Here is a 23,745-nt window from a genome sequence, read left to right as displayed (position 1 = left end):
ATTGACTTGGATCAGCCCATCCTATTTACACCGCGATATCTTCCCAAGAACAGAACCGGGGCAGGAAATGCTCGAAAAGACCTATGATTCCGCAACCGTAGAACCGAAGATCGCCAAGGCCTGGGACGAGGCGGATGCCTTCCGCGCCGGCGCCAATGCCAAGCCCGGAGCGGAAAGCTTCACGATCGTGATCCCGCCGCCGAACGTGACCGGTTCTCTGCACATGGGCCATGCGCTCAACAACACGCTGCAGGACATCATGATCCGCTTCGAGCGCATGCGCGGCAAGGACGTGCTGTGGCAGCCGGGCATGGATCACGCGGGCATTGCAACCCAGATGGTCGTCGAACGCCAATTGATGCAGCGCCAGCTTCCGGGCCGCCGGGAAATGGGCCGTGAGGCCTTCATCGAGAAGGTCTGGGAATGGAAAGAGGAATCCGGTGGCCTGATCTTCAACCAGTTGCGGCGTCTAGGGGCCTCCTGCGACTGGTCGCGCGAGCGCTTCACCATGGACGAGGGACTTTCCCGGGCCGTCCTTGAAGTCTTTGTCACGCTTTACAAGCAGGGCCTGATCTACAAGGACAAGCGCCTCGTCAACTGGGACCCGAAGCTTTTGACCGCCATCTCCGATATGGAAGTGGAACAGTATGAGGTCAGCGGCAATCTCTGGTATCTCCGTTATCCACTGGAGCCCGGCGTCACCTACCAGTATCCGGTTGCGTTCGACGAAGAGGGCAAGCCGACCGAATTCGAGACGCGTGATTATCTGGTCGTCGCCACGACTCGCCCCGAAACCATGCTGGGCGATACCGGCGTTGCGGTAAACCCGGAGGACGAGCGTTACAAATCGATCGTCGGCAAACATGTCATTCTGCCGATTGTCGGCCGGAAAATTCCGATCGTTGCGGATGACTATGCCGATCCGACGGCCGGAACCGGCGCTGTCAAGATCACGCCGGCGCATGACTTCAACGACTTCGAGGTCGGCAAGCGCGCGGGGCTGCGCGCCATCAACGTCATGAATGTCGATGCGACCATCACCATCAAGGACAACGAGGATTTCCTGGAAGGCCTGGATCATCCCGCAGCGCTTCACGGTGCCTGGGATCGGCTGGAAGGGCAGGACCGTTTCACGGCCCGCAAGATCATCGTTGAGATATTCGAGGAGGCCGGCCTGCTCGACAGGATCGAGCCGCATAAGCACACGGTGCCGCATGGCGACCGTGGCGGTGTGCCCATCGAGCCGCGGCTGACCGAACAGTGGTTCGTCGACAACAAGACACTCGCCCAGCCGGCGATCGCCTCGGTTCGCGAGGGACGCGCCAAATTCGTTCCGAAAAATTGGGAGAATACCTACTTCCAATGGATGGAAAACATTCAGCCCTGGTGCATTTCCCGCCAGCTCTGGTGGGGCCACCAGATACCCGCCTGGTACGGTCCGGACGGCCAGGTTTTCGTCGAAAGGACGGAGGAAGAAGCGCTTCAGGCCGCTATCCAGCACTACCTTTCGCACGAAGGGCCGATGAAGGCCTATGTCGAGGACCTCTTGGAGAACTTCAAGCCCGGCGAGATCCTGACCCGCGACGAGGACGTGCTCGACACCTGGTTCTCGTCTGCGCTGTGGCCGTTCTCGACGCTCGGCTGGCCGGACCAGACGAAGGAACTCAAGAAATACTATCCGACGAGCGTTCTGGTTACGGGGTTCGACATTATCCCCTTCTGGGTCGTGCGCATGATGCAGATGGGACTGCACTTCATGAAGGACGAGGAAGGCAACGGAATCGAGCCGTTCCATACCGTTTACGTCCATGCTCTGGTGCGCGACAAGAACGGTCAGAAGATGTCGAAGTCGAAGGGCAACGTCATCGACCCCTTGGAACTGATCGACGAATACGGCGCCGATGCGCTGCGCTTCACGCTGGCCATCATGGCGGCGCAGGGCCGCGATGTGAAGCTCGATCCGGCCCGCATCGCCGGTTACCGCAACTTCGGCACCAAGCTTTGGAACGCCACGCGGTTTGCGGAGATGAATGGCGTCAAGCGCGATCCGGCCTTCATCCCGGAGACGGCGACGCTCACCATCAACCGCTGGATCCTGACGGAACTTTCCGCGGCGATCCGCGACGTGACCGAGGCAATCGAGACGCAGCGTTTCAACGAGGCGGCGGGCGCGCTCTATCGCTTCGTCTGGAACCAGGTCTGTGACTGGTATCTCGAATTTCTGAAGCCAGTTTTTGCAGGTGATGACGAGAAGGCAAAAGCGGAGTCCCAGGCTTGCGCGGCCTATGTCCTGGAGGAGACCTACAAGCTCCTCCATCCCTTCATGCCCTTCATGACCGAAGAGCTCTGGGCGCACACGGCAACGCGCGACAGCCTTCTCTGCCACGCCGACTGGCCGGCCCCGGAATTCTTCGACCGGGCGGCCGCGGAGGAGATCAACTGGCTGGTCGATCTCGTCTCGGGCCTGCGTTCGGCCCGCGCCGAGATGAACGTGCCGCCTTCGGCCGTGGCACCGCTGATCGTGGTTGGAGCAAATGAGACCAGCCAGTCGCGTCTGATACGCCACGAGGCGGCGATCCGGCGTCTCGCACGTGTCGAAACCATCGAACTTGCGGACATTGCGCCCAAGGGAGCGGCCCAGATCGTGGTGGGTGAGGCGACCGCCTGCCTGCCGCTTGGCAATCTGATCGATCTTGCTGCCGAGATGGTGCGCGTCGAGAAGGCAGTTGCCAAGACCGAGAGCGAACTGGACCGCATCGGCAAGAAGCTGGCGAATGAGAAATTCGTCGCCAACGCCGATCCGGAAGTGGTGGCGTCCGAACGCGAACGCTTTGCCGAACTGCAGGTTCAGATGGCCAATCTCAAGACCGCCTTGCTGAGAATCACCGAAGCCGGCTGAACCTCTCCACGGCCCCGGAACGAATGCCGCGTCCAGCCATGGGCGCGGCTTTTTGTATGTAACGCCCAGCCGCGCATTCCGTGCGTTCCTTTTGTGCAACTGCACACAGGGGAAAAGCAAGGGTGTTGCCGAATTGACACGGATCAATTTGTCCACGTGAGAAAATTCTACCAACCTGCATGTTGGATACGGGAAAGTAGTAATTTTGTGCGGAAATTACCCCCAAATGTCGGGTTCCAGCGTTGTTTACGTAAATTTGACAGGCTTTTGCGCTGCGACGGTCCCGATCACCGAAAGTTGTCTTTTAGAAGTCGCCATCTACAGTGATTCCCGTCACTTACCAGGGAGTGGGAACAATTATGATAAGTAGACACATAACGAGGGGACTTCTGGCTCTTGGGGCGGGGTGGGTCCTTCAGTCGTCGGCTCTGGCAGGAGGCCTTGAGCGCGGTGGCTATAATATCGATCTGCTTTTTGATCCGTCGCGCTTTGCGGCTGAATCCACGGCCACTTTCGTCATGCCGCAGCGCAAGGCGAAGAATGTGACTGATACCAATCCTCTGAACGGGGACCTCAATACGATCCCGGGATATTCCGCGTCTGCGGATGACAGCGAGAACTATTTCTCTCCTCGGGTCGGCGTGAAAGCCGCAATAGGCGAAGCCGCGGACTGCATGTTCGATTACTCTCAGCCCTATGGTGCCCATACCAATCCGGGCGCCCATTGGGCCGGTGCGGGTGATAACATCGAAACGAAGGTAAACAGCGACAACTACGCAGTGACCTGCTCCTACAAATTCGACATGGGGCCGGGACAGTTCCGCGTCATCGGCGGCACCAATTATCTTAAAATGGACGGCTTTAAGGAGCGGCTGGTGCTCGCTCCGGGTACTCCTGGAATTGGAGCGTTTGCTGGGACCGGCGTTGGAAGGCTCGATCTTGAGGGTGATGGCTGGGGCTGGCGTGCGGGGCTTGCCTATGAAATCCCGGAATACGCGTTCCGTGCGAGCTTGATGTATTACAGCGAAGTCAAGCTGAAGGATGTCTCGGGCACGGTCGATCTGACTACGCTATCGCCAGTTCTTGGAGTTCCAGGTGCAATCATCCCGGGCGTGACACTGGTTCCGGGCGCAGGTACGATCATTCCGGTCAGCGGTTCCACATCGATGCCGGAAGCGATCGAGCTGAAGCTCCAGTCGGGTATTGCGCCGGACTGGCTGGCCTTTGGCTCCGTCAAATGGACGGATTGGAGCCAATTGCAGCGCATTCCATTCTATAACAACGGCGTCGAGATCACCTCTCTTGATCTGGGCTATCGTGACGGTTGGACGGTCACCGGCGGTATTGGTCACAAGTTCAATGATCAGTGGAGTGGTGCCGTCAGCGTCACCTGGGATCGCGGCACCTCTCAGGAATACGGTACGCAGACCGACAGCTGGCTCTTTGGTGCCGGCGTTTCCTATTCACCGAACCAGAATGTGGAGATCCGTCTTGGAGGCGTGATCGGCATCCTGACGGGTGGGGATTCCGGTCCGACCACGATCGGCGGCGTTGCGGTAGGCAACGAGGCCACCTATGAGTTCGATGACGATCTGGTGGCGGCATTATCGACCTCGCTCAAGGTGAAATTCTGAGTTTCGACATCATTATCGAAGAGCCCGGATGCGATCCGGGCTCTTTTTTTGACGACTTTCGTTGTGACGATTTGGCAACACTTTTAGGGGACTATTATCAGGCGCCTTGAGAGGGGGGGGCTTCTGTCCATTTCCCGCCACAAACGGGGCGCAGCGGTAGAAGGGTAACAGTCGCTGACCGCGGGGGCGGGGCGCGTAATTGGAGCATCATGGGCGGGTTTATGAGTGAAAAGCCGGGCTTTTTGCGCTCTGGCAGGCGGATTTTGGCGCCGTTCTGTCTTCTCGCGGAAGTCGCGGTGTCGGGTCCAAGTCTTGCCGAAAACGGCACCTACAGTTTCATTCGCCTCTCGGGAGGAACTGGCACGGGGTATCCCCGGACGACCTCTTTTCTGGCGGCGAGCAAAGCTCGGGCTGCGGCTTTAAGCTGCGCACGAAGTGAAAGAAACTGAAACATGTCGAAGTCTGGCATCGGATCCATGAGAGTATTGCTTCTTGGAATGTCGCTCGCCTCGGTTATGGCGGGGTCGGCTGCGGCTTTCGATATCAAGTCGGGGATCACCAAGGAATCGGGGCCTTTCGATCTCTTCAAGTTCGGCTTCAAGGCGTACAAGAACGGCCAGAAGGAAGACGCGGTCGAAGCTTATCGTTATGCTGCCGAGAAAGGCCATACGGGCTCGCGCTGGGCGCTGGCCAACATGTATGCCTATGGCGACGGCGTGGCGAAAGACGATTTCGAGGCGTTCAAGATCTACAACGAGATCGCAGCCCAGGGCATCGAGCCCGGTTCGGAAGATACCGGCTTCTTCATCAACGCGCTTCTATCGCTCGCCAATTATTATCGCCGCGGCATCCCGGGCAGCCCGGTCAAGGCCGATATGTCACAGGCACGCCAGCTCTATTTCCAGGTTGCCTCGACCTTTGGTGTGGCGGAAGCGCAGTTCCAGCTCGCGAAGATGATGCTCGCGGGTGAGGGCGGAGGCGCCAACATCCAGCAGGCGAAGAAATGGCTCAATCAGGCGCGTCGGAACGGGCACGCCGGCGCCATGGCCGTATTCGGCAACGTCCTGTTCCAGGAAGGCCAGACGGTGCGCGGGCTTGCCTTCATGACGGCGGCGCTCGACAAATGCACCGTAAAGGATTGTTCCTGGATGCAGCAATTGCAGGAGCAGGCCTTCTCGGTCGCCGACGAAAAGGATCGCCGGGGCGCGATCGCACTGTCCCAGGAGTTCGCCAAGGGCGTTGAATAGCGGCTTCGGACCGGCGGTGCCACAGCTCAGTTGAAATCGAACAACCCGACCACGGGCACGTGATCGGACGGCTTTTCCCAAGCGCGCACGTGCTTCTCGATCGCGGTTGCTTTCAGGCGATCGGCTGCTTCTGGTGCAAGGAGCAGATGATCGATGCGGATGCCGTTGTTCTTCTGCCAGGCGCCGGCCTGATAATCCCAGAAGGAATAGAGCTTGGTCGCGTCGGTCGTCGCGCGGACCGCGTCGACGAGACCGAGATTTTCAAGGCGCCTGAAAGCGGCGCGCGTCTCGGGCAGGAAGAGCGCATCCGTCGCCCAGGCAGCCGGATCGAAGCAGTCATGCGGCTCGGGGATGACATTGTAGTCGCCCGCAAGGATGAGCGGCTCCTCAAGGAGGAGGCAGTTCCGCGCATGTTGGCGCAGCCGCTCCATCCAGGAAAGCTTGTAGGGATATTTTACCGGATCTTCGGGCGGGTTGCCGTTCGGCAGATAGATGGAAGCGACGCGTATGGCGCCCCGCGGTACGGAAAAGACACCCTCGATATAGCGCGACTGCTCGTCGCCGTCGTCGCCTGGAAGCCCGCGCATGATTTCATCCGGACGGATCTTGGAAAGCAGGGCCACGCCGTTGAAGCCTTTCTGGCCGTGGGTCTCGACATGATAGCCGAGCGCCTCGATTTCCAGCCGCGGAAAGGCCTCGTCGACGGATTTGATTTCCTGCAGGCAGACGATGTCGGGTTGGGAATCGGTGAGCCACTGGCGCAGGTTGTCGATGCGCGCCTTGACGCCGTTGATGTTCCAAGTGGCGATCTTCATGGGCCGTCCCTCCGTTTTCCGCTTCCTCTTTTAGCGAAAGCGGAAGCGTTGGGAAGGGAGAAGATGGATGTCAGACGGAGAAGCTGGTGCCGCAGCCGCAGCTTGCGACTGCATTCGGATTCTTGATCTGGAAGGACTGGCCGAGCAGGTTATCGACGAAGTCGATCTCCGAACCCGCCATATAGACGAGCGAGAGGCTGTCGATCAGCACCTTGGCATCGCCGTTTGCGACCACGACATCGTCGTCCTGCGGCGCCTCGGCGAGGTCGAACTTGTAGGAAAAACCGGAACAGCCGCCGCCTTCGACGGAAACACGAAGGGCTTGTTTGCCGGTTTCCGCGCTGACGATTTCGGCAATCCGCTTTGCCGCTGCATCCGAGAGAGTTACATTTGCATCCATATCCGTCTCCTGCCGGGTTCAAGGCCCGGGGAATAACTGTCACCGGCATTGCGCACGGCTCCACTATAGGTATGAAGACGTGAACCGCGCGTCAATGGGCGGCAGGGCGTTGGTGAAGAAACAGGTGAAGGCATGATGATCGATACCGGGACGCTGGGGTTTGGCAGCGGCGAACGTGCGGTTTATGCCGCCAATCCCTGGGCGTCGCGCGGCCGCATGTTCCCGGAGGAGGAGAGCCCGACGCGCTCGGAATTCCAGCGCGATCGCGACCGTATCGTTCACACGACGGCCTTCCGGAGGCTGAAGCACAAGACGCAGGTCTTCATCAGCCCGGATGGCGATCACTATCGTACCCGGCTTACGCATACGATCGAGGTGGCGCAGATCGCCCGTGCCCTGGCGCGTGCCCTGAAGCTTGACGAGGACCTCGCCGAGGGGGTGGCGCTCGTACATGATTTCGGTCACACGCCCTTCGGTCATACAGGCGAGGACGCGTTGGACGAGATGTTGAAGCCTTATGGCGGCTTCGATCACAATGCGCAGTCGCTTAGGGTCGTCACCAAGCTCGAGCGCCGTTACGCGGAGTTCGACGGGCTCAACCTCACCTGGGAAAGCCTCGAAGGGCTCGTCAAGCACAACGGCCCGCTCCTGACGAAGGATCGCAAGGGGATACACGGACCGGTGCCGCAGCCGATCCGGGACTATTGCGAACTGCACGACCTGGAACTTGCAAGCTATGCAAGCCTCGAAGCGCAGGTCGCGGCGATTGCCGACGACATCGCCTACAACACCCATGATATCGACGACGGGCTGCGTTCCGGCCTCCTGACCTTCGAGATGCTGGAGGAGGTCCCGTTTCTGGCCGGCCTGATGGCGGAGGTGAGGGGGCGTTATCCGCATCTCGAGCCCAGCCGTTTTGCCTATGAGGTCACACGCCGGCAGATCACCCACATGGTGGAGGATGTGATCGGCGTGGCGCAGGACAATCTCAAGAAGCTGAAACCGCAAAGCGCCGACGACATCCGCACTGCAAACCACGTGATCGCCACCTTTTCCGAAGAAATGGCGGAGACCGACCGCCGCATCAAGAAGCTCCTCTTTTCGCACATCTACCGCCATCCGGACATCATGCGCATCCGCGCCGGCGCCACGCAGATCGTCCAGGACCTTTTCAAGGCCTATATGGACGATCCGACATTGATGCGCAGCCACTACTGGGTCGATCATATCGCCGGGCTCGGCCAAGCAGCGAGGGCACGTCATGTCGGGGATTATCTGGCTGGCATGACCGATACCTATGCCATAAAGGCGCATGCCGCGCTGTTTGACCACACACCCGATTTGCGCTAGGCACCCGGCCAACAACAACGGCTTTCCAGGGGCCCGTGCGGGTTTTCCGCGCGGATGAGTGACATGAATCTGTTCGCCGACTTCGAAACTAGAATTAAGAACGCTTTGGAAGCTCTTGATATCATCAAGGAAAAGCGAAGCGAAGTCGATTTTGGACGTATTGCCATCGAACCGCCGCGTGACCCGAGTCACGGCGACGTGGCCACCAATGCGGCCATGGTGCTGGCAAAGCCGCTCGGCACCAATCCACGCGCGCTTGCCGATATCATCGCCGCGTCGCTGCGCAATGATTCCGACGTCAGCGAAGTTTCCGTCGCCGGCCCCGGATTCATCAATATCCGCCTCGCGACCGGCTATTGGCAGCGCCTGCTTTCTTCAGTGATTGCGGGCGGGCTGGGCTACGGCCGCTCGACGCTGGGGCAAGGCAGGAAGGCGAATGTCGAATACGTTTCCGCCAACCCGACGGGCCCAATGCATGTCGGCCATTGCCGCGGCGCCGTGGTGGGTGATGCGCTTGCGAACCTCATGGCGTTCGCCGGCTACGACGTGACCAAGGAATATTACATCAACGATGCCGGCAGCCAGATCGATGTGCTCGCCCGCTCGGTCTTCCTGCGTTACCGTGAGGCGCTCGGCGAGAATATCGGTGAAATTCCGGAAGGGCTTTATCCGGGTGATTATCTCGTTCCGGTTGGCGAGGCGCTGGCGGCGGAATATGGCCCGCGGCTCCACAATATGCCGGAAGAAGAATGGATGCCGATCGTCAAGGATACGGCGATTGACGCCATGATGGCGCTGATCCGCGACGACCTGGCTGCGCTCAACGTTCATCACGACGTCTTCTTCTCGGAACGGATGCTGCATGCGAACGGCGCCCAGCGCATTCGTCAGGCGATCAACGACCTGACGTTCAAGGGACATGTCTACAAGGGCACTCTGCCGCCGCCGAAGGGGCAGTTGCCCGAGGATTGGGAAGATCGCGAACAGACCCTGTTCCGTTCGACCGAAGTAGGCGACGACATGGATCGCCCGCTGATCAAGTCGGACGGCAGCTATACCTACTTTGCGGCTGACGTTGCCTATTTCAAGGACAAGTACGACCGCGGCTACGACGAGATGATCTACGTGCTCGGTGCCGATCACGGCGGCTACGTAAAGCGCCTCGAAGCACTGGCGCGCGCCGTGTCGGGCGGCAAGGCGAAGCTCACCGTGCTTCTCTGCCAGCTCGTCAAGCTGTACCGCAACGGCGAGCCTGTAAAGATGTCGAAGCGGTCGGGTAATTTCGTGACGCTGCGCGACGTGGTTGACGAGGTGGGGCGCGACGCCGTGCGCTTCATGATGCTCTATCGCAAGAATTCCGAGCCGCTCGACTTCGATTTCGCCAAGGTGACGGAACAGTCGAAGGACAATCCGGTCTTCTACGTGCAGTATGCGCATGCCCGCTGTGCTTCAGTTTTCCGTCAGGCGAAGGAAGCATTTCCGAATCTTGACATTGATTCGCTGGACCTGTCGACCTCGACCGGACTGATCACCGATCCCAATGAATTGCAGCTGATTGCCAAGCTTGCTGAATATCCCCGGATTGTTGAGGCGGCGGCGCTCGCACAAGAGCCGCATCGCCTTGCTTTTTACCTCTATGATCTGGCAAGTTTCTTCCACGCCCACTGGAATAAAGGTAAGGAACAACCGGAATTACGTTTTGTTAACGATAAAAACCGAGAATTGAGCGTTGCCAGGCTTGGGCTGGTGCATGCTGTCGCCTCCGTTTTGAAGTCAGGACTTGCAATTACGGGCACAGCAGCACCGGAAGAAATGCGGTAAGAAACGCCACCATTTCCCCACATTGCACTGGCATATGCGTAGCAATGTAGGTGAGTGGACGAGGTAATGGCAGATAACAACCTTGTGCGTAGCCGGAATGATTTCCCGGATTTCTTTGCCGATGACGACCCGCTGGCAGAACTCGCCCGCATCGTAGGTTACGAGGATCGGCCCGTCCCGAAACCGGCGGCGCCGGTTGCTGCGGCGCCCGCGCCGCAGGACGAAACGACGATCAACCTCGAAGACGAGCTTCTTCGCGAGTTCGAACGTTATGATGCGCCCCGTCTCGATCCTGTCCAGGATATCACGCTGGACGACGCACAATATGCTTCGGTCGAACCTGCCCCCGCTGTTTCCATTTCCGGCCCGCCGGTGGAGCTTGAGGAGCCGGACTTCATCCCCGCAGAGCCGAGTGTTACGGAACTGTCGCCGGATTTCCCGCCATCCAGGGGCGACATGCGCGACCGTGACGATTTCGGTTTCGGTGACGAGGAGCCGCTGCTCGCGGTCGAGGCGGTGGATGCCTCTCAGCCCGTGGCCGGACCGGCTCTGGACGTCAATTCCGTTGAGCCGATTGCCGATGTGCCCGACAACACGGTTGCGGCGTCTGCTTCGTTCGCAGAGCCTGCGGAGCAGCTCATCGAGGAATTCGATCTTGCTGCGGAGCTGGAAAGCTCCATGGGCGAACAGGTTGTCGAAAATGAGCCGGAGGTGAAGCCGGAACCGAAAGCCCGAGGATATACTCCGGGTTTCCGCATGCCGCTCGCCAATTTCAATTTTGCACAGGCGCCGACGCCTGCTCCCAGGCAGGAGCCGGTCGCGCCGGAACCGACTGGGCACGCCTTCGATGTGCAAGCTCCAGAGGACTTTCCGGCCGCGGCACGGGAGCAAGCTCTTGTTCCCGAGGTTGCCGTAGACTCCCCGGTTCCTGATCTGACGGCCGGGACAGAGGAGGTTCCTGCCGCGTCTGTCCCTCCAGCTCCCGTTGCCACAGCTGAACCAGCGTCAGCGCCTGATCGGTTCTCTGAGCTTGATGAATTGATCTACGACGTCCAGCGGTATGAACTGCCGTCAGAGGCCAGGCCGCTTGCACCCCCAGTCGTCAACAAGGCCTCGGAAGCATCCGTTGTGGCGTCAGCAGTTGTCGCGCCGGCTGCTGAAGCTCCGGTGGCCGAGATACCGCTCGTCGAAGAGAAGGATCCTTTCTCCGACGAGGAATTCGAGCTTGCCCTCGATGATCTCGAACTCGATCTCGCTGATATCGTCGTGGCGGAAACCAACAAGCAGCCAGAGGTTACGGCGGCACCCGCTGCGAAAGCTGCCGAAGCGGCACCTGCCAAGCTCGAAGTGCCCGCCGCGCGGATTGCACCTATTGCACCTGTTGCCGCGGCGGCTGCCGCAACAGTGTCTGCCGAGGCTGTCGAAGAGGTCGAGCTGTTCGCCGACTTACCGTTTGACCCTGCCCAGATTGCCGATTCCGAAGATCAGGTTGAGGCGATCGCCGAGCTTGACGTACCCTCGCTGCCGGCTGAAGAGCCGGAGCAGCCGGCAGTCTATCGTCCGGACTACGACCTCGATATCGATGCCGAACTGGCGACGCTTCTGATGACGCCGGACAAGGCAGATACCGCGCAACACCGGAAGCCTGAAATCGACATAGCGGCCTCGGTGCAGGCGGGAGGAGAGCGCAGGACTCAAGCCAATCGTCCGTCGAGCGGCGATCTTGACGATTTCGAGCGCGCGCTGGAGGAGGATTTCCGACGCAGCCTTGCTACTCCTTTGCCACCGGCAGAGCATGAAGAGCTGCAATACGCTGAAACCGATTATCTTGCGACAGTGGAAAATGCGCGTCGCTCCGTCATGCAGAAATGGGCCGTTCCGCTGGTTGTTGCCGGTGTCGTCGTTCTTGGCGGCGTCGGTGCCTATGCCTGGCTCGGTAGCGGCATATCGGACGCCGTTTCGGGCGGTGAGCCGGTCGTCATCGCCGCCGACACCGATCCGGTGAAGGTCGCCCCGGAAAATCCGGGCGGCAAGACCGTTCCCAACCAGGACAAGGCTGTCTACGACCGGGTAGCGGGTGTCGCATCGCAGGAACCGAAGCAGGAGACGCTGATTTCTTCCAACGAAGAGCCGGTCGACGTCGTCCAGAAGACCCTGATGCCCGATACCTTGCCGCTCGAAGGGGAAAACGAGATCGAAGCGACGGAGGTCGGTGAGACCGACGATCCGCGCCTTCTGCCGCAGCAGCCCGAACAGGCGGCCGCACCTGCCGAGCAGCAGCCGGTAACGGTCATGCCGCGCAAGGTGAAGACGATGATCGTCCGTCCGGATGGCAAGTTGGTGGAACAGGAAGTCGCGGCGCCGGCGCTCGCTGCGCCTGAAAAAATGCCGGCAGCCGGCACCAAGCCGGTGGATGTTGCCGCCGCTTCTCAGCCCGCGGCGGCCTCGATTCCCGTAGCTCCCGCTCAGGTTCCCGCTGCTTCCAGCGCCGGAGCGGCCGGCATCGTTCCGGTCTCCACGCAGGCTCCTGCAGCCGAGCCGGTCGATGTCGCGAAGGTGGACCCGGTAGCGCCGGCCGGCACACCGGCTCCGGTCGAAGCGGCTCCGGTCGAGCCTGCTGCAGCGCCGGAAGTTCCGGTTGAAGCCTCGGATCCCGCACCGGTGATCCGGGCTCCGGTTCCGATCGCACGCCCGGCGGAACAGCCGGTCAATGTGGTCGCTGCCGTGACGGATCAGGGCAATGTCCGCGCGTCGAACCAGCAAGTCGCAACACCGGCTTCCACGTCGGCCCAGGGTGCTTCGGTCGGCGCTGGCGGGTATCTAATCCAGATCGCCTCGCTGCCGTCCGAGGCCGAGGCGCAGAAGTCCTATCAGAACCTGTCGGCTAAATATGCCGGTGTGATCGGTGGCCGCGGCGTCGACATCAAGGCAGCCGAAATCGCCGGCAAGGGGACATTCTACCGTGTCCGTATTCCGGCCGGCAGCAAGAATGATGCCGTGGCGCTCTGCGAAAAATATCGGGCAGCGGGCGGGAACTGCCTGGTTGCCCGATAGGAACCTGCCATCGAAAGCGATCGAACGGGGCGTCCAGCGCCCCGTTTTTCGTTTCAAGCCAATCATCTAAGATCGGACCATGAGCGAATCAAAAGCAATGATCCTGGGCTCGAGCGGCCCGACCCTCACTCCGGACGAAATCGCGCTTTACAGGGACGAGCGGCCTTGGGGCTTCATTCTCTTCGCCCGCAATTGCATCGAGCCGGCACAGATCACCGATCTCGTGGCAGCGATGCGCGACAGCGTCGGCCAGCCGGATGCGCCGGTGCTGATCGATCAGGAAGGCGGCCGCGTGCAGCGTATCCGCCCGCCGACGATCGAGCGTTATCCGTCCGCCGCGGTACTCGGCGAACTCTACCGGCAGGATCGTGCCAAGGGCCTGCGCGCAGCCTGGCTGATGTCGCGTCTGCATGCCTTCGATCTCATGAAATTCGGGATCAATGTCGACTGCCTGCCGGTTCTCGATGTACCGGTCCAAGGGGCGAGCAACGTCATCGGCGACCGCGCTTACGGCTATGATCCCCAGGCGGTGGCCGAGATGGGCAAGGCGGCGGCCGAAGGGCTGAAGGCCGGCGGCATGCTGCCGGTCATGAAACACATGCCTGGCCACGGCCGCGGCATGGCGGATTCCCATCATGAGCTTCCGGTCGTCACCGCCTCGCGTGCCGAGCTTGAAGCGCACGATTTCCTGCCTTTCGCGGCGATGAAGGACGAATTGATGGCGATGAGCGCCCATATCGTCTTTACGGCGATCGACCCGAACGAACCGGCCACGATTTCCGGCAAGGTGATCGAGGAGATCGTTCGCGGGCATATCGGTTTCGACGGCCTCCTGATGTCCGACGACACGTCGATGAACGCGTTGAAAGGCACGATCGGTGAGCGTGCCGCGAGGATAGTTGGGGGTGGTTGCGATATCGTCTTGCATTGCAACGGCGTCATGGAGGAAATGAAGGCGGTGGTGAAAGAGGCTATCCCGCTTGCCGGCGAGGCGCTGAGGCGCGCAAAGGCGGTGGAGGCCGCCTTCGGACCGGGCGACGGCGCCGACGAGGACGTGATCCGGCCAGAGTTTCATGGATTGCTCGCCACTTCCTGAGGCGGAAGGGATAAGGGAATGGCTATGGTTACATCGCAGAATGCCATTCCGATGGACAAGCTCTGGCAGGGCGTTGAAAGGGCGACGGACGAGCCTGCCCTGGTGATCGATGTCGGCGGTTTCGAAGGCCCGCTCGACCTGCTTTTGCATCTTGCCCGAAACCAGAAGGTCGATCTTTCCCGCATTTCCGTCCTGGCGCTGGCCGAACAATATCTGCAGTTCATCGAAAGCGTCCGGAGGGTACGCATCGAGCTTGCCGCCGATTATCTCGTCATGGCGGCCTGGCTTGCCTACCTCAAGTCCAAGCTTCTCATTCCGCAACAGGCCAAGGGCGACGATGGCCCGAGCGGCGAGGAAATGGCGGCGACGCTCGCCTTTCGCCTGAAGCGCCTGGAGGCGATGCGGGAAGCCGCGACCCGCCTCATTAACCGCAATCGGCTTGGCCGCGATGTTTTCGCCCGCGGCGCGCCCGAACATATTCCGCATCACGTCCAGTCCGCCTACGACGCGTCGCTCTACGATCTGCTGTCGGCTTACGCGAACCTCCGGCAGCGCAACGCGGTCACGCAGGTCACGATCGAGAGGCGCAAGGTCTGGTCGTTGGTCGATGCCCGCGACCTGCTGACCCGCATGCTCGGCGAGATCGCCGACTGGACGGCGTTGCAGCATTATCTCCTGCCTTACCTTCCCCCGGAGGACCGGGTGACTGCGACAGCCAGTGCCTTCGCCGCTTCGCTGGAACTGGTGCGTGAGGGCAAGCTTGAAATCCGCCAGGAGGGCGCTTTCCAACCGATCTATCTGCGCAAGGGGCAGGCGTCCGGCAGGCGGCCTATGCCGCAGTCTGTCACGGGAGGCGCCGATTGACGCCTGAAGAGGACGACGATCTGCCGGTTGCGGTGGTGGAAGGGGCCGGGCCTGAATATCTTCCGTTGACGGATGTCGAGCGGATCGCGGAAGCACTGGTCTTCGCCTCCGCCGAGCCGGTTTCGGAGGCTTTTCTCACCGAACGCTTGCCACGCGGCACGGATATCGGGGGTGTGATGCGGCGGCTGGTGGACGCTTATGCGCCGCGCGGCGTCAATCTCATCAGGACGGGCGATCGCTGGGCCTTCCGCACGGCGGCCGATCTCTCCTTCGTCATCCGCAAGGACGAAGACGAAGCAAAGAAACTATCGCGTGCAGCGCTCGAAGTGCTCGCCATCATCGCCTATCACCAGCCTGTGACACGCGCCGAGATCGAGGAAATCCGCGGCGTGCAGACTTCAAGAGGAACGCTTGACGTACTGATGGAGGCGGGCTGGGTGCGTTTCCGCGGCCGTCGCCGTACTCCGGGCCGACCGGTGACGCTCGGTACGACGACGGACTTCCTCGATCATTTCGGCCTGGAAGAACTGCGCGACCTTCCCGGTCTCGAAGAATTGAAGGGTGCGGGTCTCCTGTCCGGCCGCATTCCACCGGGCTTTGCGATTCCGATCCCGCAGGATGTTGAGGAGCTTACGGAGGACGAGGACCCGATTACGCAACTCGACCTCGAAGAGCTCGGCCTCTTGACACCGGGCGGTGAAGCGGAGGAATAGCGTCAGATTTCTTTGAAGGCCCGGCTTGGCGGGTGCGAGCGGGCAGGAATATGATGAAATCGGCACAGTCGGCCACCAAGGAGACCAGACAGAAAGTCAGCGTCACGTTCGCCTCGCGGTTGACCTTTGAGGACATCCGCCATGCCTATCACGGCAAGGAGACGATCCGCGGCATTTCGCTGACGGCCGAGCCGGGCGAGGTCCTGTGCCTGCTCGGTCCCTCCGGTTCGGGCAAGACGACGCTGCTCAGGATTGCCGCTGGCCTCGAGGCGCAGAGCCATGGCCGGGTTACCATCGATGGTCGGGAAGTGGCCGGCCCGGACGTGTTTCTTCCGCCGGAAAAGCGGGGCGTCGGGCTGATGTTCCAGGATTTTGCGCTCTTTCCGCATATGACGGTTCTGGAGAATATCCGCTTCGGCCTGACGGCGCTTACAGCCAGGGAGGCGATTGCGGAGGCCGGGGCGGCTTTGCGGCGCGTCGGCTTGTCGCACTATGCGGAAAAATACCCCCATGCACTCTCCGGTGGCGAGCAGCAGCGCGTCGCGCTCGCCCGTGCACTTGCTCCACGACCGGGCGTGCTTTTGATGGATGAGCCCTTTTCCGGCCTCGATTCCAGGTTAAAGGATGCCATACGCGCCGACACACTGACGATCCTGAAGGAAAGCCGCGCGACTGCGATCGTCGTCACGCATGACGCAGAAGAGGCGATGCGGATGGCCGATCGGATCGCGCTTCTGAAGGATGGTCGATTGGTGCAGGTGGGTACGCCGGATGACCTCTATCGTCGGCCCTCCAGCTTGTTTTCCGCTGGTTTCTTCTCGGAACTCAATGAGTTCGACGGCGTGGTTAGGAGCGGTAGAGTGGCAACGCCGCTTGGAAACGTATCCGCCGGTGACCTCGGTGAGGGCAGAGAGGTCTCCGTTGCAGTCCGCCTGTCCGACGTTGATGTCATGCCGGCGGGTGGGGCGATCCCGGCTCGTGTCCTTTCAAGGCGGTTTCTGGGGGTGGTGGAATTCCTGACGCTTGCGGTTCCCGGCATCGAGGAGCCGATCCGCGCGCGCATCCGCGCGGACCGCTTGCCGACCGGGGTCAATGACGTCTCGATAACGGTACTTATCGAGGATATTTTGGTGTTTGAAAAAGCATCATAAAGAGCTTACATCGATTAAACAGATCTAATGGAGTTGAACTATGGGTTCTTTCAGTGTGTGGCATTGGCTGATCGTTCTGGTCATCGTGCTCGTCCTCTTTGGGCGCGGCAAGATTCCGGAGCTGATGGGCGACGTCGCAAAAGGCATCAAGAGCTTCAAGAAGGGCATGACTGACGACGACGCCCCGGACGCGACGACGGCGAAGACTGTCGATCACAAGCCTGACGAGGTCAAGGAAACCGGCCGGTCCTAAGATCGGGTTTAGGGTTTCAGGAGCCTCATTAGCATGCTTGATATCGGCTGGACCGAGCTACTCGTCATCGCAATCATCCTGATTGTCGTTGTTGGTCCGAAAGACTTGCCGCCCATGTTGAGGGCGTTCGGCAAGATGACGGCTAATCTGCGCAAGATGGCTGGCGAATTCCGGACGCAGTTCGATGAGGCCTTGCGAGAATCGGAACTTGACGATGTCCGCAAGACAATTTCGGACGCGCAGCGTCTGAATCCGACGAATGCCCTGCGCGACGCGATCAATCCGCTCCGGCAGATGGGGCAGGAGATCAAGGCCGATCTGCAGAAGGCGACGCAAGTGACGGATCCCGCTGCAGCCAAGGTCGATGCCGAGGCACAGCAGGCTGTTGAGGGCTCGTCCGCAGGTGAAGCCGTGCCGGACGTTCCGGCAAGCGAGCCGTCATCGGCCCCGGCGCCCGCGACAAGTCGGCCACTGACGCCGGTTCCGGCCGCGCCGGAGGTCGTGGCGCCTGCCGCCATCGCCGAAAAGCCGAAGGCTGGGCGCAAGACCGTGACCAGGGCGAAATCCGCTACCGATGTCTCGGCTCCGGCAGCCGCTGCGATTGAAAAACCGAAACGCAGCCGCTCGGTGAAGTCCGCGCCGGTTACTGAGGCCCCGGTCACTCAGGCCACGGAAGAGGCGGCCGCGAAGACATCGGTCCGCAAGCGTGCACCAAAGAAGACCGATACCCAGAAGGGCGACGCATGAGCGGTGATTACGAAGACAAGCCGCAGCCACTCATCGAGCACCTGATGGAGCTGCGCACCCGGCTGATCTGGTCGATCGGCGCATTTTTCATTGCCTTTGTGATCTGCTTCTACTTTGCCAAGCAGCTCTTCAACCTGCTGGTCATCCCGTACAAATGGGCGGTCGTCTGGGCCGGACTCGACCTTGCGAAGTCGGAACTGATCTACACCGCGCCGCAGGAATTCTTCTTCACTCAGGTGAAGGTGGCGATGTTCGGTGCGCTGGTGATCGCTTTTCCTGTCATTGCTTCACAGCTCTACAAGTTCGTCGCTCCCGGTCTCTACAAGAACGAGCGGCGGGCCTTCCTGCCCTTTCTGATTGCTTCGCCGATCCTGTTCCTGACGGGCGGCGCGCTCGTCTACTTCTTCTTCACGCCCATGGTCATGTGGTTCTTCCTGGCCATGCAGCAGGCGCCGAGCGAAGGCGAACTCGGCATTTCGCTCCTGCCGCGCGTGTCGGAATATCTCAGCCTGATCATGACGCTGGTACTTTCCTTCGGGTTGGTTTTCCAGCTTCCGGTCGTCACCACGCTGCTTGCCCGTGTCGGACTGCTCACCAGCGATTGGCTAAGGCAAAAACGCAAGTTCGCGATCGTCATCGCCTTTGTGGTCGCTGCGGTACTCACGCCGCCCGATCCGATGTCCCAGATCGGCCTTGCGCTGCCGACCATCCTTCTCTACGAGATTTCCATCTACGCCGCGCGACTCGTGGAGCGCAAACGTGCTGAAGAGGTTCTCGCAGAACAGGACTCTTCGAGCGTCGCCGAGACGGAAAAGGCTTGAGTTTCCGTCTCCCGCCGGGCACGCGGCGTTTCGCTTTGAAGGCAAGGGACGATGCTCGATATCAAGTGGATCCGTGAAAACGAAGGGGCTCTCGATGAAGCGCTGAAGAAGCGCGGCGCCGAGCCCATGGCGGCAAATCTCGTGGCGCTCGACGACAGGCGCCGCTCCGTCATCCAGACGCTTCAAGACATGCAGTCCCGCCGCAATGCCGCCTCCAAGGAGATCGGCGCGGCCATGGCGCAGAAGAACACCGAGCTCGCCGAGAAGCTGAAGGCCGAGGTCGCCGAGATCAAGGACACGATGCCGGCTGCCGAGCAGGAGGAGCGCGAAGCCATCGCCGCCCTCGACGATGCCTTGTCGCGTGTTCCGAACATTCCGCTCGACGACGTGCCGGTCGGCAAGGACGAGCACGACAACGTGGTCAAGCACCTCGTCGGTGAGAAGCCGCGCTGGAACCATGCCGCAAAAGAGCATTTCGAGATCGGCGAAGCGCTCGGGCTCATGGATTTCGAGCGCGCCGCAAAACTCTCCGGCGCCCGTTTCACGGTGCTGACCGGCCAGCTCGCCAAGCTCGAACGCGCGCTCGGCCAGTTCATGCTCGACATGCACACGACCGAGCATGGCTATACGGAGGTCTCCTCGCCGCTGATGGTGCGCGACGAAGCCATGTACGGCACCGGCCAGCTGCCGAAGTTCGCCGAGGACCTGTTCCGCACGACTGACGGCCGCTGGCTGATACCAACCGCGGAGGTGACGCTCACCAACCTCGTTTCCGGCGAAGTGCTGGAGCAGGAGAAGCTGCCGCTGCGCTTCACCGCACTCACGCCGTCTTTCCGTTCGGAGGCGGGCTCGGCCGGCCGCGATACGCGCGGCATGCTGCGCCAGCACCAGTTCTGGAAATGCGAGCTCGTTTCGATCACCGATGCCGAAAGCTCGATCGCCGAGCATGAGCGGATGACCGAATGCGCCGAGAATGTCCTAAAACGTCTCGGCCTGCATTTTCGCACCGTGACGCTTTGCACCGGCGACATGGGGTTCGGCGCGCGCAAGACCTACGACATCGAAGTTTGGCTGCCGGGCCAGGACGCCTATCGCGAAATCTCGTCCTGCTCCGTCTGCGGCGATTTCCAGGCACGCCGCATGAATGCCCGCTATAGGGTGAAGGACGACAAGAACCTGAAATTCGTCCATACGCTGAACGGTTCGGGTGTCGCTGTCGGCCGTTGCCTGATCGCAGTCATGGAAAACTACCTGAACGAGGATGGTTCCGTCTCAATTCCGGACGCTCTTTTGCCGTATATGGGCGGAATCAAGAAGATCGAGCGCGCCTGATGCGGGTCCTGCTGACGAACGATGACGGCATTCATGCCGAAGGTCTGGCGGTGCTGGAGCGCATCGCAAGGCAGCTTTCGGACGACGTCTGGATCGTCGCGCCGGAGACCGACCAGAGCGGTCTTGCCCATTCGCTGACACTGTCCGAGCCGCTCAGGCTCCGAAAAGTTGGCGAAAAGCATTTTGCGCTGCGGGGCACGCCGACGGATTGCGTGATCATGGGCATCCGCGAAATTCTGCCGGAAAAACCGGATCTCGTGCTTTCGGGCGTCAATGACGGTTCCAACATGGCAGATGACGTCACCTATTCGGGCACGATCGCGGGTGCGATCGAAGGCACGTTGCAGGGTGTCCGTTCGCTTGCGCTAAGCCAGGCCGTGCGCCGGGACAACGGCCGTTTTGCTCCTTGGGAAGTGGCCGAGCTTTATGCGCCCGATCTCATCCGCAAGCTTGCCGATGTGGACTTGCCTGACGGCACGTTCCTGAACCTCAACTTTCCGAATTGCGACCCGAAAGATGTCCAGGGTGTCGAAGTGACGTCCCAGGGCAAGCTCGATTTCGGCCTGACGATCGACGCCCGCCATGACGGCCGCGGCCTGCCTTATTACTGGCTGCGCTTCGGTGACCGGAAGGGGCACTTCCGCGATGGTACCGATATTCAGGCGCTGAAGGAAAACAAGATTTCCGTGACGCCGCTGAAACTGGACCTGACCGATCATTCGGTTCAGGATCGACTGGCAGAAGCATTGGGATTCGGAGCGACCGATTGAAATCGGGCATGGTCGAAAAAGAAGGATTTGCGGCGCTCGTGCTACGCCTTCGGTCGGAAGGTATTTCCGACCTGGACCTTCTGACGGCCGTTGAGCAGACGCCACGCTCGCAATTCGTCCCGGCTCCGTTCGCAGACGAAGCCTATTCCAGCCGGACAGTGCCGATCGACTGCGGTTCCTTCATGGAGGGAGCCGATCTGGCGGTTCGGCTGCTCCACCGCCTGCAGGTGAAGCCCGGCCATCGCGTGCTCGAAATCGGCACGGGTAGCGGCTTTACCGCTGCGGTCATGGCGCGTATTGCCGAGCGGGTGCTGACTGTCGAGCGTTACCGCACGCTGGTGGCAGCCGCTCAGGGCCGACTGGATACGCTGGGGCTGCGCAATGTTGTGGTGCGCCAAGCAGACGGCAGTAACGGCATGGCTGGCGAGGGGACCTTCGACCGCATATTCGTCACCGCCGCCTTTCCATCGCTGCCGCGATTCTATGCCGAGCAATTGACTCACGGCGGTTCGATGATTGCACCGCTTATGATCGATGACGAAACCTGCATGATGCTGAGGCTGACCAAGACCGGCAGCCGATTCGAACGGGAAGACCTCTTTACCGTCCCGTATCTCCCGATCGTGCCGCATATCGCGGCGGCGCTTTGATCCCGAAGACAGCCATGTTTGCCGTGACGCGGAAGCCTTCCGGGAGTCATGGTTATCAATTTGACAAAAATCTTGGAGCAAGACGCGTGCTTTAACCCGACGGTAAGACTAACGGGTTTTAATCACCTACACGATGGTTGCGTATCTGTAGGTCGAGTCATGCGTTTCAAGAGTTCTCCGAAAATCGGAAAATCCACTGTCAAGCTTACCGTGGCAGTGCTTCTCGCCAGCGCGGCGACAGGGTGCAGCTCGGATGCGACACGCTTCTCGGGCCTCTTCTCGAATTCCGACAATATCACGACGGCGTCCATTCCGCAGCGCCAGGGGGGAGGGGCCTACGGTCAGGCGCCGACGCCGCAGGCCGACCTTGGTTCCGGCCAGAACCTGCCGCCGATCCCGCAGAACGATTATGGTTCGCGTGGCGCTGCGATGGCTCAACCCTATCCGGGTAATTCCGGCGGTTACTCTTCTCCTGCCCGCGTTGCCTCCGCTCCTGTTTCCGTCCAGCGTTCCGAGCTTTCCGCTCCGTCCGCCGTCCGCGATCCTGTGAGCCGTCAGGAAGCCCTGGCGCAGCCGTTCCCAGGTGGTCGGTCGAGCGCGCCGAGGCTGGCCGCTCCGTCTGCGGTTGCCTCAAAAACGGACAATCTCACGACCGGAACCGTGAAGCCCATGTCGGGTTGGTCCACCGTCAACGCGCCGAGAGTGACATTGAGGCCCGGTGAAACCGTCTCGACGCTCTCCGGGCGCTATGGTGTGCCGGAAAAGGAAATCCTGAAGGCGAATGGCGGGTCGCTCGCTCCGGGCCAGGCCGTCATCATCCCGACATTCGGGACGGCTCCCAACTCCGCCAAGACCGCAGCCGGCGATATCGACTTGCAGAACAAGGCTCCGGCCCCCGCGCGTGAACCTGAACAGAAGGTTGCCGTTCTGCCGACGCCGTCACGGGACAAGGCGCTTGCCGAACCTGCCAAGCTGACGCCTCCTGCAGGCGGCAAGCCGCTTGGCGATACCTACACGGTCAAGCCGGGTGACACCCTTACAAAAATCGCTCGCGAGACCGGCACGTCGGTCGATCAGCTCAAGGCGGTCAACAACCTGACGACCGGAAATATTCGTATCGGCCAGACGCTGAAGGTGGCGAAGGGTGCACCAGCACGCTCCGCCGATACGCTAAAGACGGCATCCATTCCGCAGCAATCGGCGGCAAAGCCCGTGGCTCAGCCGAAGCCTGCGGCTGCCGCCGTCGCCCCGGTTGTCCAGGCGTCCGCTCCGGCTGCCGCAAAGCCGCCAGTCGAAACGGCTTCCGTTTCCGAGGTCGAGAAGAAGGCGGACGTCGCCGCCGTGGCTCCCCAGTCCACCGGCATCGGCAAGTATCGCTGGCCGGTCAATGGCGCAGTCATCGCCGGTTACGGCCAGAATGTCGACGGCAACCGCAATGACGGCATCGACATCTCGGTACCGGAAGGCACGCCGATCAAGGCTGCGGAGAACGGCGTCGTCATCTATGCCGGCAACGGCCTGAAGCAGCTCGGCAACACGGTTCTCGTTCGCCACGATGATGGCAAGGTCACAGTCTATGGCCATGCCGGCAGCATCAACGTCGCCCGCGGTCAGAAGGTCACCCGTGGCCAAACGATCGCCGCCTCCGGCATGAGCGGCGACGCCAAGCGTCCGCAGGTCCATTTCGAAGTGCGCAAGGACGCCACCCCGGTCAACCCTGTCACCTACCTTGAATAGAGTAGTGCGTCTCAAGGGGGATGAAGAAAAGCCCGGCAGTGCCGGGCTTTTTTTCGTCTTGGGAGCGTGAAGCAGCAGGCGGTCGTTCATGCCTTCAGGAAAGCCAGCCGTTCGTCGGTGCGGCCCGGTGCGATTTCGAGAATTTCAGCGCTCACGATACCCTCAGCCACAAACGGGTCATCCAGAACCCTTGCTTCGAGTTCGCTGCGTGATATCCGGTGCGCAAGGATCGCTCCTCCCAGACTCGGCTGAAGGCCTCCGGTCAACAGGAAAATACCATCCTCGAAGCCGCGTTTGATCCAGTCATTGTGGCCCTCCATGAATTGCGGAGCTTTCGCTTTGCTATCTGAAAATCTGAGCGTGACGATGAACATGCTGAGCCCCTTTCAGG

Annotated in this window: 20 protein-coding genes; 17 read left to right on the top strand and 3 right to left on the bottom strand. The window is 60.8% G+C overall.

The features are described 5' to 3' along the window. Positions 1–67 precede the first annotated feature (67 nt). The 3 genes from J2046_RS30765 (at position 68) to exoR (ending at position 5,780) form a co-directional block, all read left to right on the top strand. Entirely contained in the window at positions 68–2,899 is a 2,832-nt protein-coding gene (locus J2046_RS30765) for a valine--tRNA ligase (protein WP_210058351.1), read from the top strand. Between the two features lie 359 nt (positions 2,900–3,258). Then, complete coding sequence (locus J2046_RS30760) at positions 3,259–4,533, top strand: OmpP1/FadL family transporter (protein WP_210058345.1); 1,275 nt, start codon at positions 3,259–3,261, stop codon at positions 4,531–4,533. A gap of 476 nt (positions 4,534–5,009) precedes the next feature. Next, positions 5,010–5,780, top strand: coding sequence for an exopolysaccharide production regulator ExoR (gene exoR / locus J2046_RS30755; protein ID WP_411828573.1), 771 nt, complete (start codon positions 5,010–5,012; stop codon positions 5,778–5,780). A gap of 26 nt (positions 5,781–5,806) precedes the next feature. Here exoR and xth read toward each other — a convergent pair whose 3' ends face one another. Next, positions 5,807–6,595: an exodeoxyribonuclease III gene (gene xth / locus J2046_RS30750; protein WP_210058341.1), complete on the bottom strand. Its 789-nt coding sequence runs from the start codon at positions 6,593–6,595 to the stop codon at positions 5,807–5,809. 70 nt (positions 6,596–6,665) lie between these two features. After that, a complete protein-coding gene (gene erpA, locus J2046_RS30745; RefSeq protein ID WP_210058339.1) occupies positions 6,666–6,995 on the bottom strand; it encodes an iron-sulfur cluster insertion protein ErpA in 330 nt (109 codons plus the stop codon). Positions 6,996–7,127: 132 nt separating this feature from the next. Between erpA and J2046_RS30740 the strand changes: the two genes are divergently transcribed. From J2046_RS30740 to J2046_RS30675, 14 genes are all read left to right on the top strand, one after another. Beyond that, the gene (locus tag J2046_RS30740; RefSeq protein ID WP_210058337.1) at positions 7,128–8,345 is read left to right on the top strand and encodes a deoxyguanosinetriphosphate triphosphohydrolase; all 1,218 of its coding nucleotides are present in this window, start codon (positions 7,128–7,130) and stop codon (positions 8,343–8,345) included. A 63-nt stretch (positions 8,346–8,408) separates the two neighbouring features. After that, the gene (gene argS / locus J2046_RS30735) at positions 8,409–10,166 is read left to right on the top strand and encodes an arginine--tRNA ligase (protein WP_210058335.1); all 1,758 of its coding nucleotides are present in this window, start codon (positions 8,409–8,411) and stop codon (positions 10,164–10,166) included. Positions 10,167–10,232: 66 nt separating this feature from the next. After that, a complete protein-coding gene (locus J2046_RS30730) occupies positions 10,233–13,220 on the top strand; it encodes an SPOR domain-containing protein (protein ID WP_210058334.1) in 2,988 nt (995 codons plus the stop codon). Between the two features lie 79 nt (positions 13,221–13,299). Continuing rightward, positions 13,300–14,316 carry a beta-N-acetylhexosaminidase gene (nagZ, locus tag J2046_RS30725; protein ID WP_210058332.1) on the top strand — a complete coding sequence of 339 codons (1,017 nt, stop codon included), beginning with the start codon at positions 13,300–13,302 and terminating at the stop codon, positions 14,314–14,316. Between the two features lie 18 nt (positions 14,317–14,334). Continuing rightward, entirely contained in the window at positions 14,335–15,180 is an 846-nt protein-coding gene (locus tag J2046_RS30720; RefSeq protein WP_210058329.1) for a segregation and condensation protein A, read from the top strand. A gap of 20 nt (positions 15,181–15,200) precedes the next feature. After that, positions 15,201–15,893: an SMC-Scp complex subunit ScpB gene (gene scpB / locus J2046_RS30715; protein ID WP_233470403.1), complete on the top strand. Its 693-nt coding sequence runs from the start codon at positions 15,201–15,203 to the stop codon at positions 15,891–15,893. Between the two features lie 50 nt (positions 15,894–15,943). After that, the gene (locus J2046_RS30710; protein ID WP_411828572.1) at positions 15,944–17,044 is read left to right on the top strand and encodes an ABC transporter ATP-binding protein; all 1,101 of its coding nucleotides are present in this window, start codon (positions 15,944–15,946) and stop codon (positions 17,042–17,044) included. 40 nt (positions 17,045–17,084) lie between these two features. Beyond that, positions 17,085–17,297, top strand: coding sequence for a twin-arginine translocase TatA/TatE family subunit (locus J2046_RS30705; RefSeq protein WP_210058323.1), 213 nt, complete (start codon positions 17,085–17,087; stop codon positions 17,295–17,297). Positions 17,298–17,330: 33 nt separating this feature from the next. Beyond that, on the top strand, positions 17,331–18,044 hold the full coding sequence (tatB, locus tag J2046_RS30700; protein ID WP_210058321.1) for a Sec-independent protein translocase protein TatB: 714 nt from the start codon (positions 17,331–17,333) through the stop codon (positions 18,042–18,044). Next, on the top strand, positions 18,041–18,865 hold the full coding sequence (gene tatC / locus J2046_RS30695) for a twin-arginine translocase subunit TatC (protein ID WP_210058319.1): 825 nt from the start codon (positions 18,041–18,043) through the stop codon (positions 18,863–18,865). The genes tatB and tatC overlap by 4 nt, the downstream gene beginning before the upstream one ends. A gap of 51 nt (positions 18,866–18,916) precedes the next feature. Continuing rightward, positions 18,917–20,197: a serine--tRNA ligase gene (serS, locus tag J2046_RS30690; protein ID WP_210058317.1), complete on the top strand. Its 1,281-nt coding sequence runs from the start codon at positions 18,917–18,919 to the stop codon at positions 20,195–20,197. Next, a complete protein-coding gene (gene surE, locus J2046_RS30685) occupies positions 20,197–20,967 on the top strand; it encodes a 5'/3'-nucleotidase SurE (protein ID WP_210058315.1) in 771 nt (256 codons plus the stop codon). Before serS ends, surE begins: the two co-directional genes overlap by 1 nt. Positions 20,968–20,975: 8 nt before the next feature. After that, positions 20,976–21,617 carry a protein-L-isoaspartate(D-aspartate) O-methyltransferase gene (locus J2046_RS30680; protein WP_411828571.1) on the top strand — a complete coding sequence of 214 codons (642 nt, stop codon included), beginning with the start codon at positions 20,976–20,978 and terminating at the stop codon, positions 21,615–21,617. A 159-nt stretch (positions 21,618–21,776) separates the two neighbouring features. Next, a complete protein-coding gene (locus J2046_RS30675) occupies positions 21,777–23,354 on the top strand; it encodes a peptidoglycan DD-metalloendopeptidase family protein (protein WP_210058311.1) in 1,578 nt (525 codons plus the stop codon). Between the two features lie 86 nt (positions 23,355–23,440). Here the strand turns inward: J2046_RS30675 and J2046_RS30670 are convergent, their stop codons facing one another. Continuing rightward, positions 23,441–23,728 carry a YciI family protein gene (locus tag J2046_RS30670; protein ID WP_210058309.1) on the bottom strand — a complete coding sequence of 96 codons (288 nt, stop codon included), beginning with the start codon at positions 23,726–23,728 and terminating at the stop codon, positions 23,441–23,443. Positions 23,729–23,745: the final 17 nt, after the last annotated feature.

Source organism: Neorhizobium petrolearium, assembly GCF_017873175.1.
GTDB classification, from domain to species: domain Bacteria; phylum Pseudomonadota; class Alphaproteobacteria; order Rhizobiales; family Rhizobiaceae; genus Neorhizobium; species Neorhizobium petrolearium.
This window is presented reverse-complemented; position numbering and strand designations above follow the sequence as displayed.

Coding starts and splice junctions, on each gene's coding strand:
- J2046_RS30765 (WP_210058351.1), top strand. CDS start 68: ATGCTCGAAAAGACCTATGATTCCGCAACCGTAGAACCGAAGATCGCC.
- J2046_RS30760 (WP_210058345.1), top strand. CDS start 3,259: ATGATAAGTAGACACATAACGAGGGGACTTCTGGCTCTTGGGGCGGGG.
- exoR (WP_411828573.1), top strand. CDS start 5,010: ATGAGAGTATTGCTTCTTGGAATGTCGCTCGCCTCGGTTATGGCGGGG.
- xth (WP_210058341.1), bottom strand. CDS start 6,595: ATGAAGATCGCCACTTGGAACATCAACGGCGTCAAGGCGCGCATCGAC.
- erpA (WP_210058339.1), bottom strand. CDS start 6,995: ATGGATGCAAATGTAACTCTCTCGGATGCAGCGGCAAAGCGGATTGCC.
- J2046_RS30740 (WP_210058337.1), top strand. CDS start 7,128: ATGATGATCGATACCGGGACGCTGGGGTTTGGCAGCGGCGAACGTGCG.
- argS (WP_210058335.1), top strand. CDS start 8,409: ATGAATCTGTTCGCCGACTTCGAAACTAGAATTAAGAACGCTTTGGAA.
- J2046_RS30730 (WP_210058334.1), top strand. CDS start 10,233: ATGGCAGATAACAACCTTGTGCGTAGCCGGAATGATTTCCCGGATTTC.
- nagZ (WP_210058332.1), top strand. CDS start 13,300: ATGAGCGAATCAAAAGCAATGATCCTGGGCTCGAGCGGCCCGACCCTC.
- J2046_RS30720 (WP_210058329.1), top strand. CDS start 14,335: ATGGCTATGGTTACATCGCAGAATGCCATTCCGATGGACAAGCTCTGG.
- J2046_RS30710 (WP_411828572.1), top strand. CDS start 15,944: ATGATGAAATCGGCACAGTCGGCCACCAAGGAGACCAGACAGAAAGTC.
- J2046_RS30705 (WP_210058323.1), top strand. CDS start 17,085: ATGGGTTCTTTCAGTGTGTGGCATTGGCTGATCGTTCTGGTCATCGTG.
- tatB (WP_210058321.1), top strand. CDS start 17,331: ATGCTTGATATCGGCTGGACCGAGCTACTCGTCATCGCAATCATCCTG.
- tatC (WP_210058319.1), top strand. CDS start 18,041: ATGAGCGGTGATTACGAAGACAAGCCGCAGCCACTCATCGAGCACCTG.
- serS (WP_210058317.1), top strand. CDS start 18,917: ATGCTCGATATCAAGTGGATCCGTGAAAACGAAGGGGCTCTCGATGAA.
- surE (WP_210058315.1), top strand. CDS start 20,197: ATGCGGGTCCTGCTGACGAACGATGACGGCATTCATGCCGAAGGTCTG.
- J2046_RS30680 (WP_411828571.1), top strand. CDS start 20,976: ATGGTCGAAAAAGAAGGATTTGCGGCGCTCGTGCTACGCCTTCGGTCG.
- J2046_RS30675 (WP_210058311.1), top strand. CDS start 21,777: ATGCGTTTCAAGAGTTCTCCGAAAATCGGAAAATCCACTGTCAAGCTT.
- J2046_RS30670 (WP_210058309.1), bottom strand. CDS start 23,728: ATGTTCATCGTCACGCTCAGATTTTCAGATAGCAAAGCGAAAGCTCCG.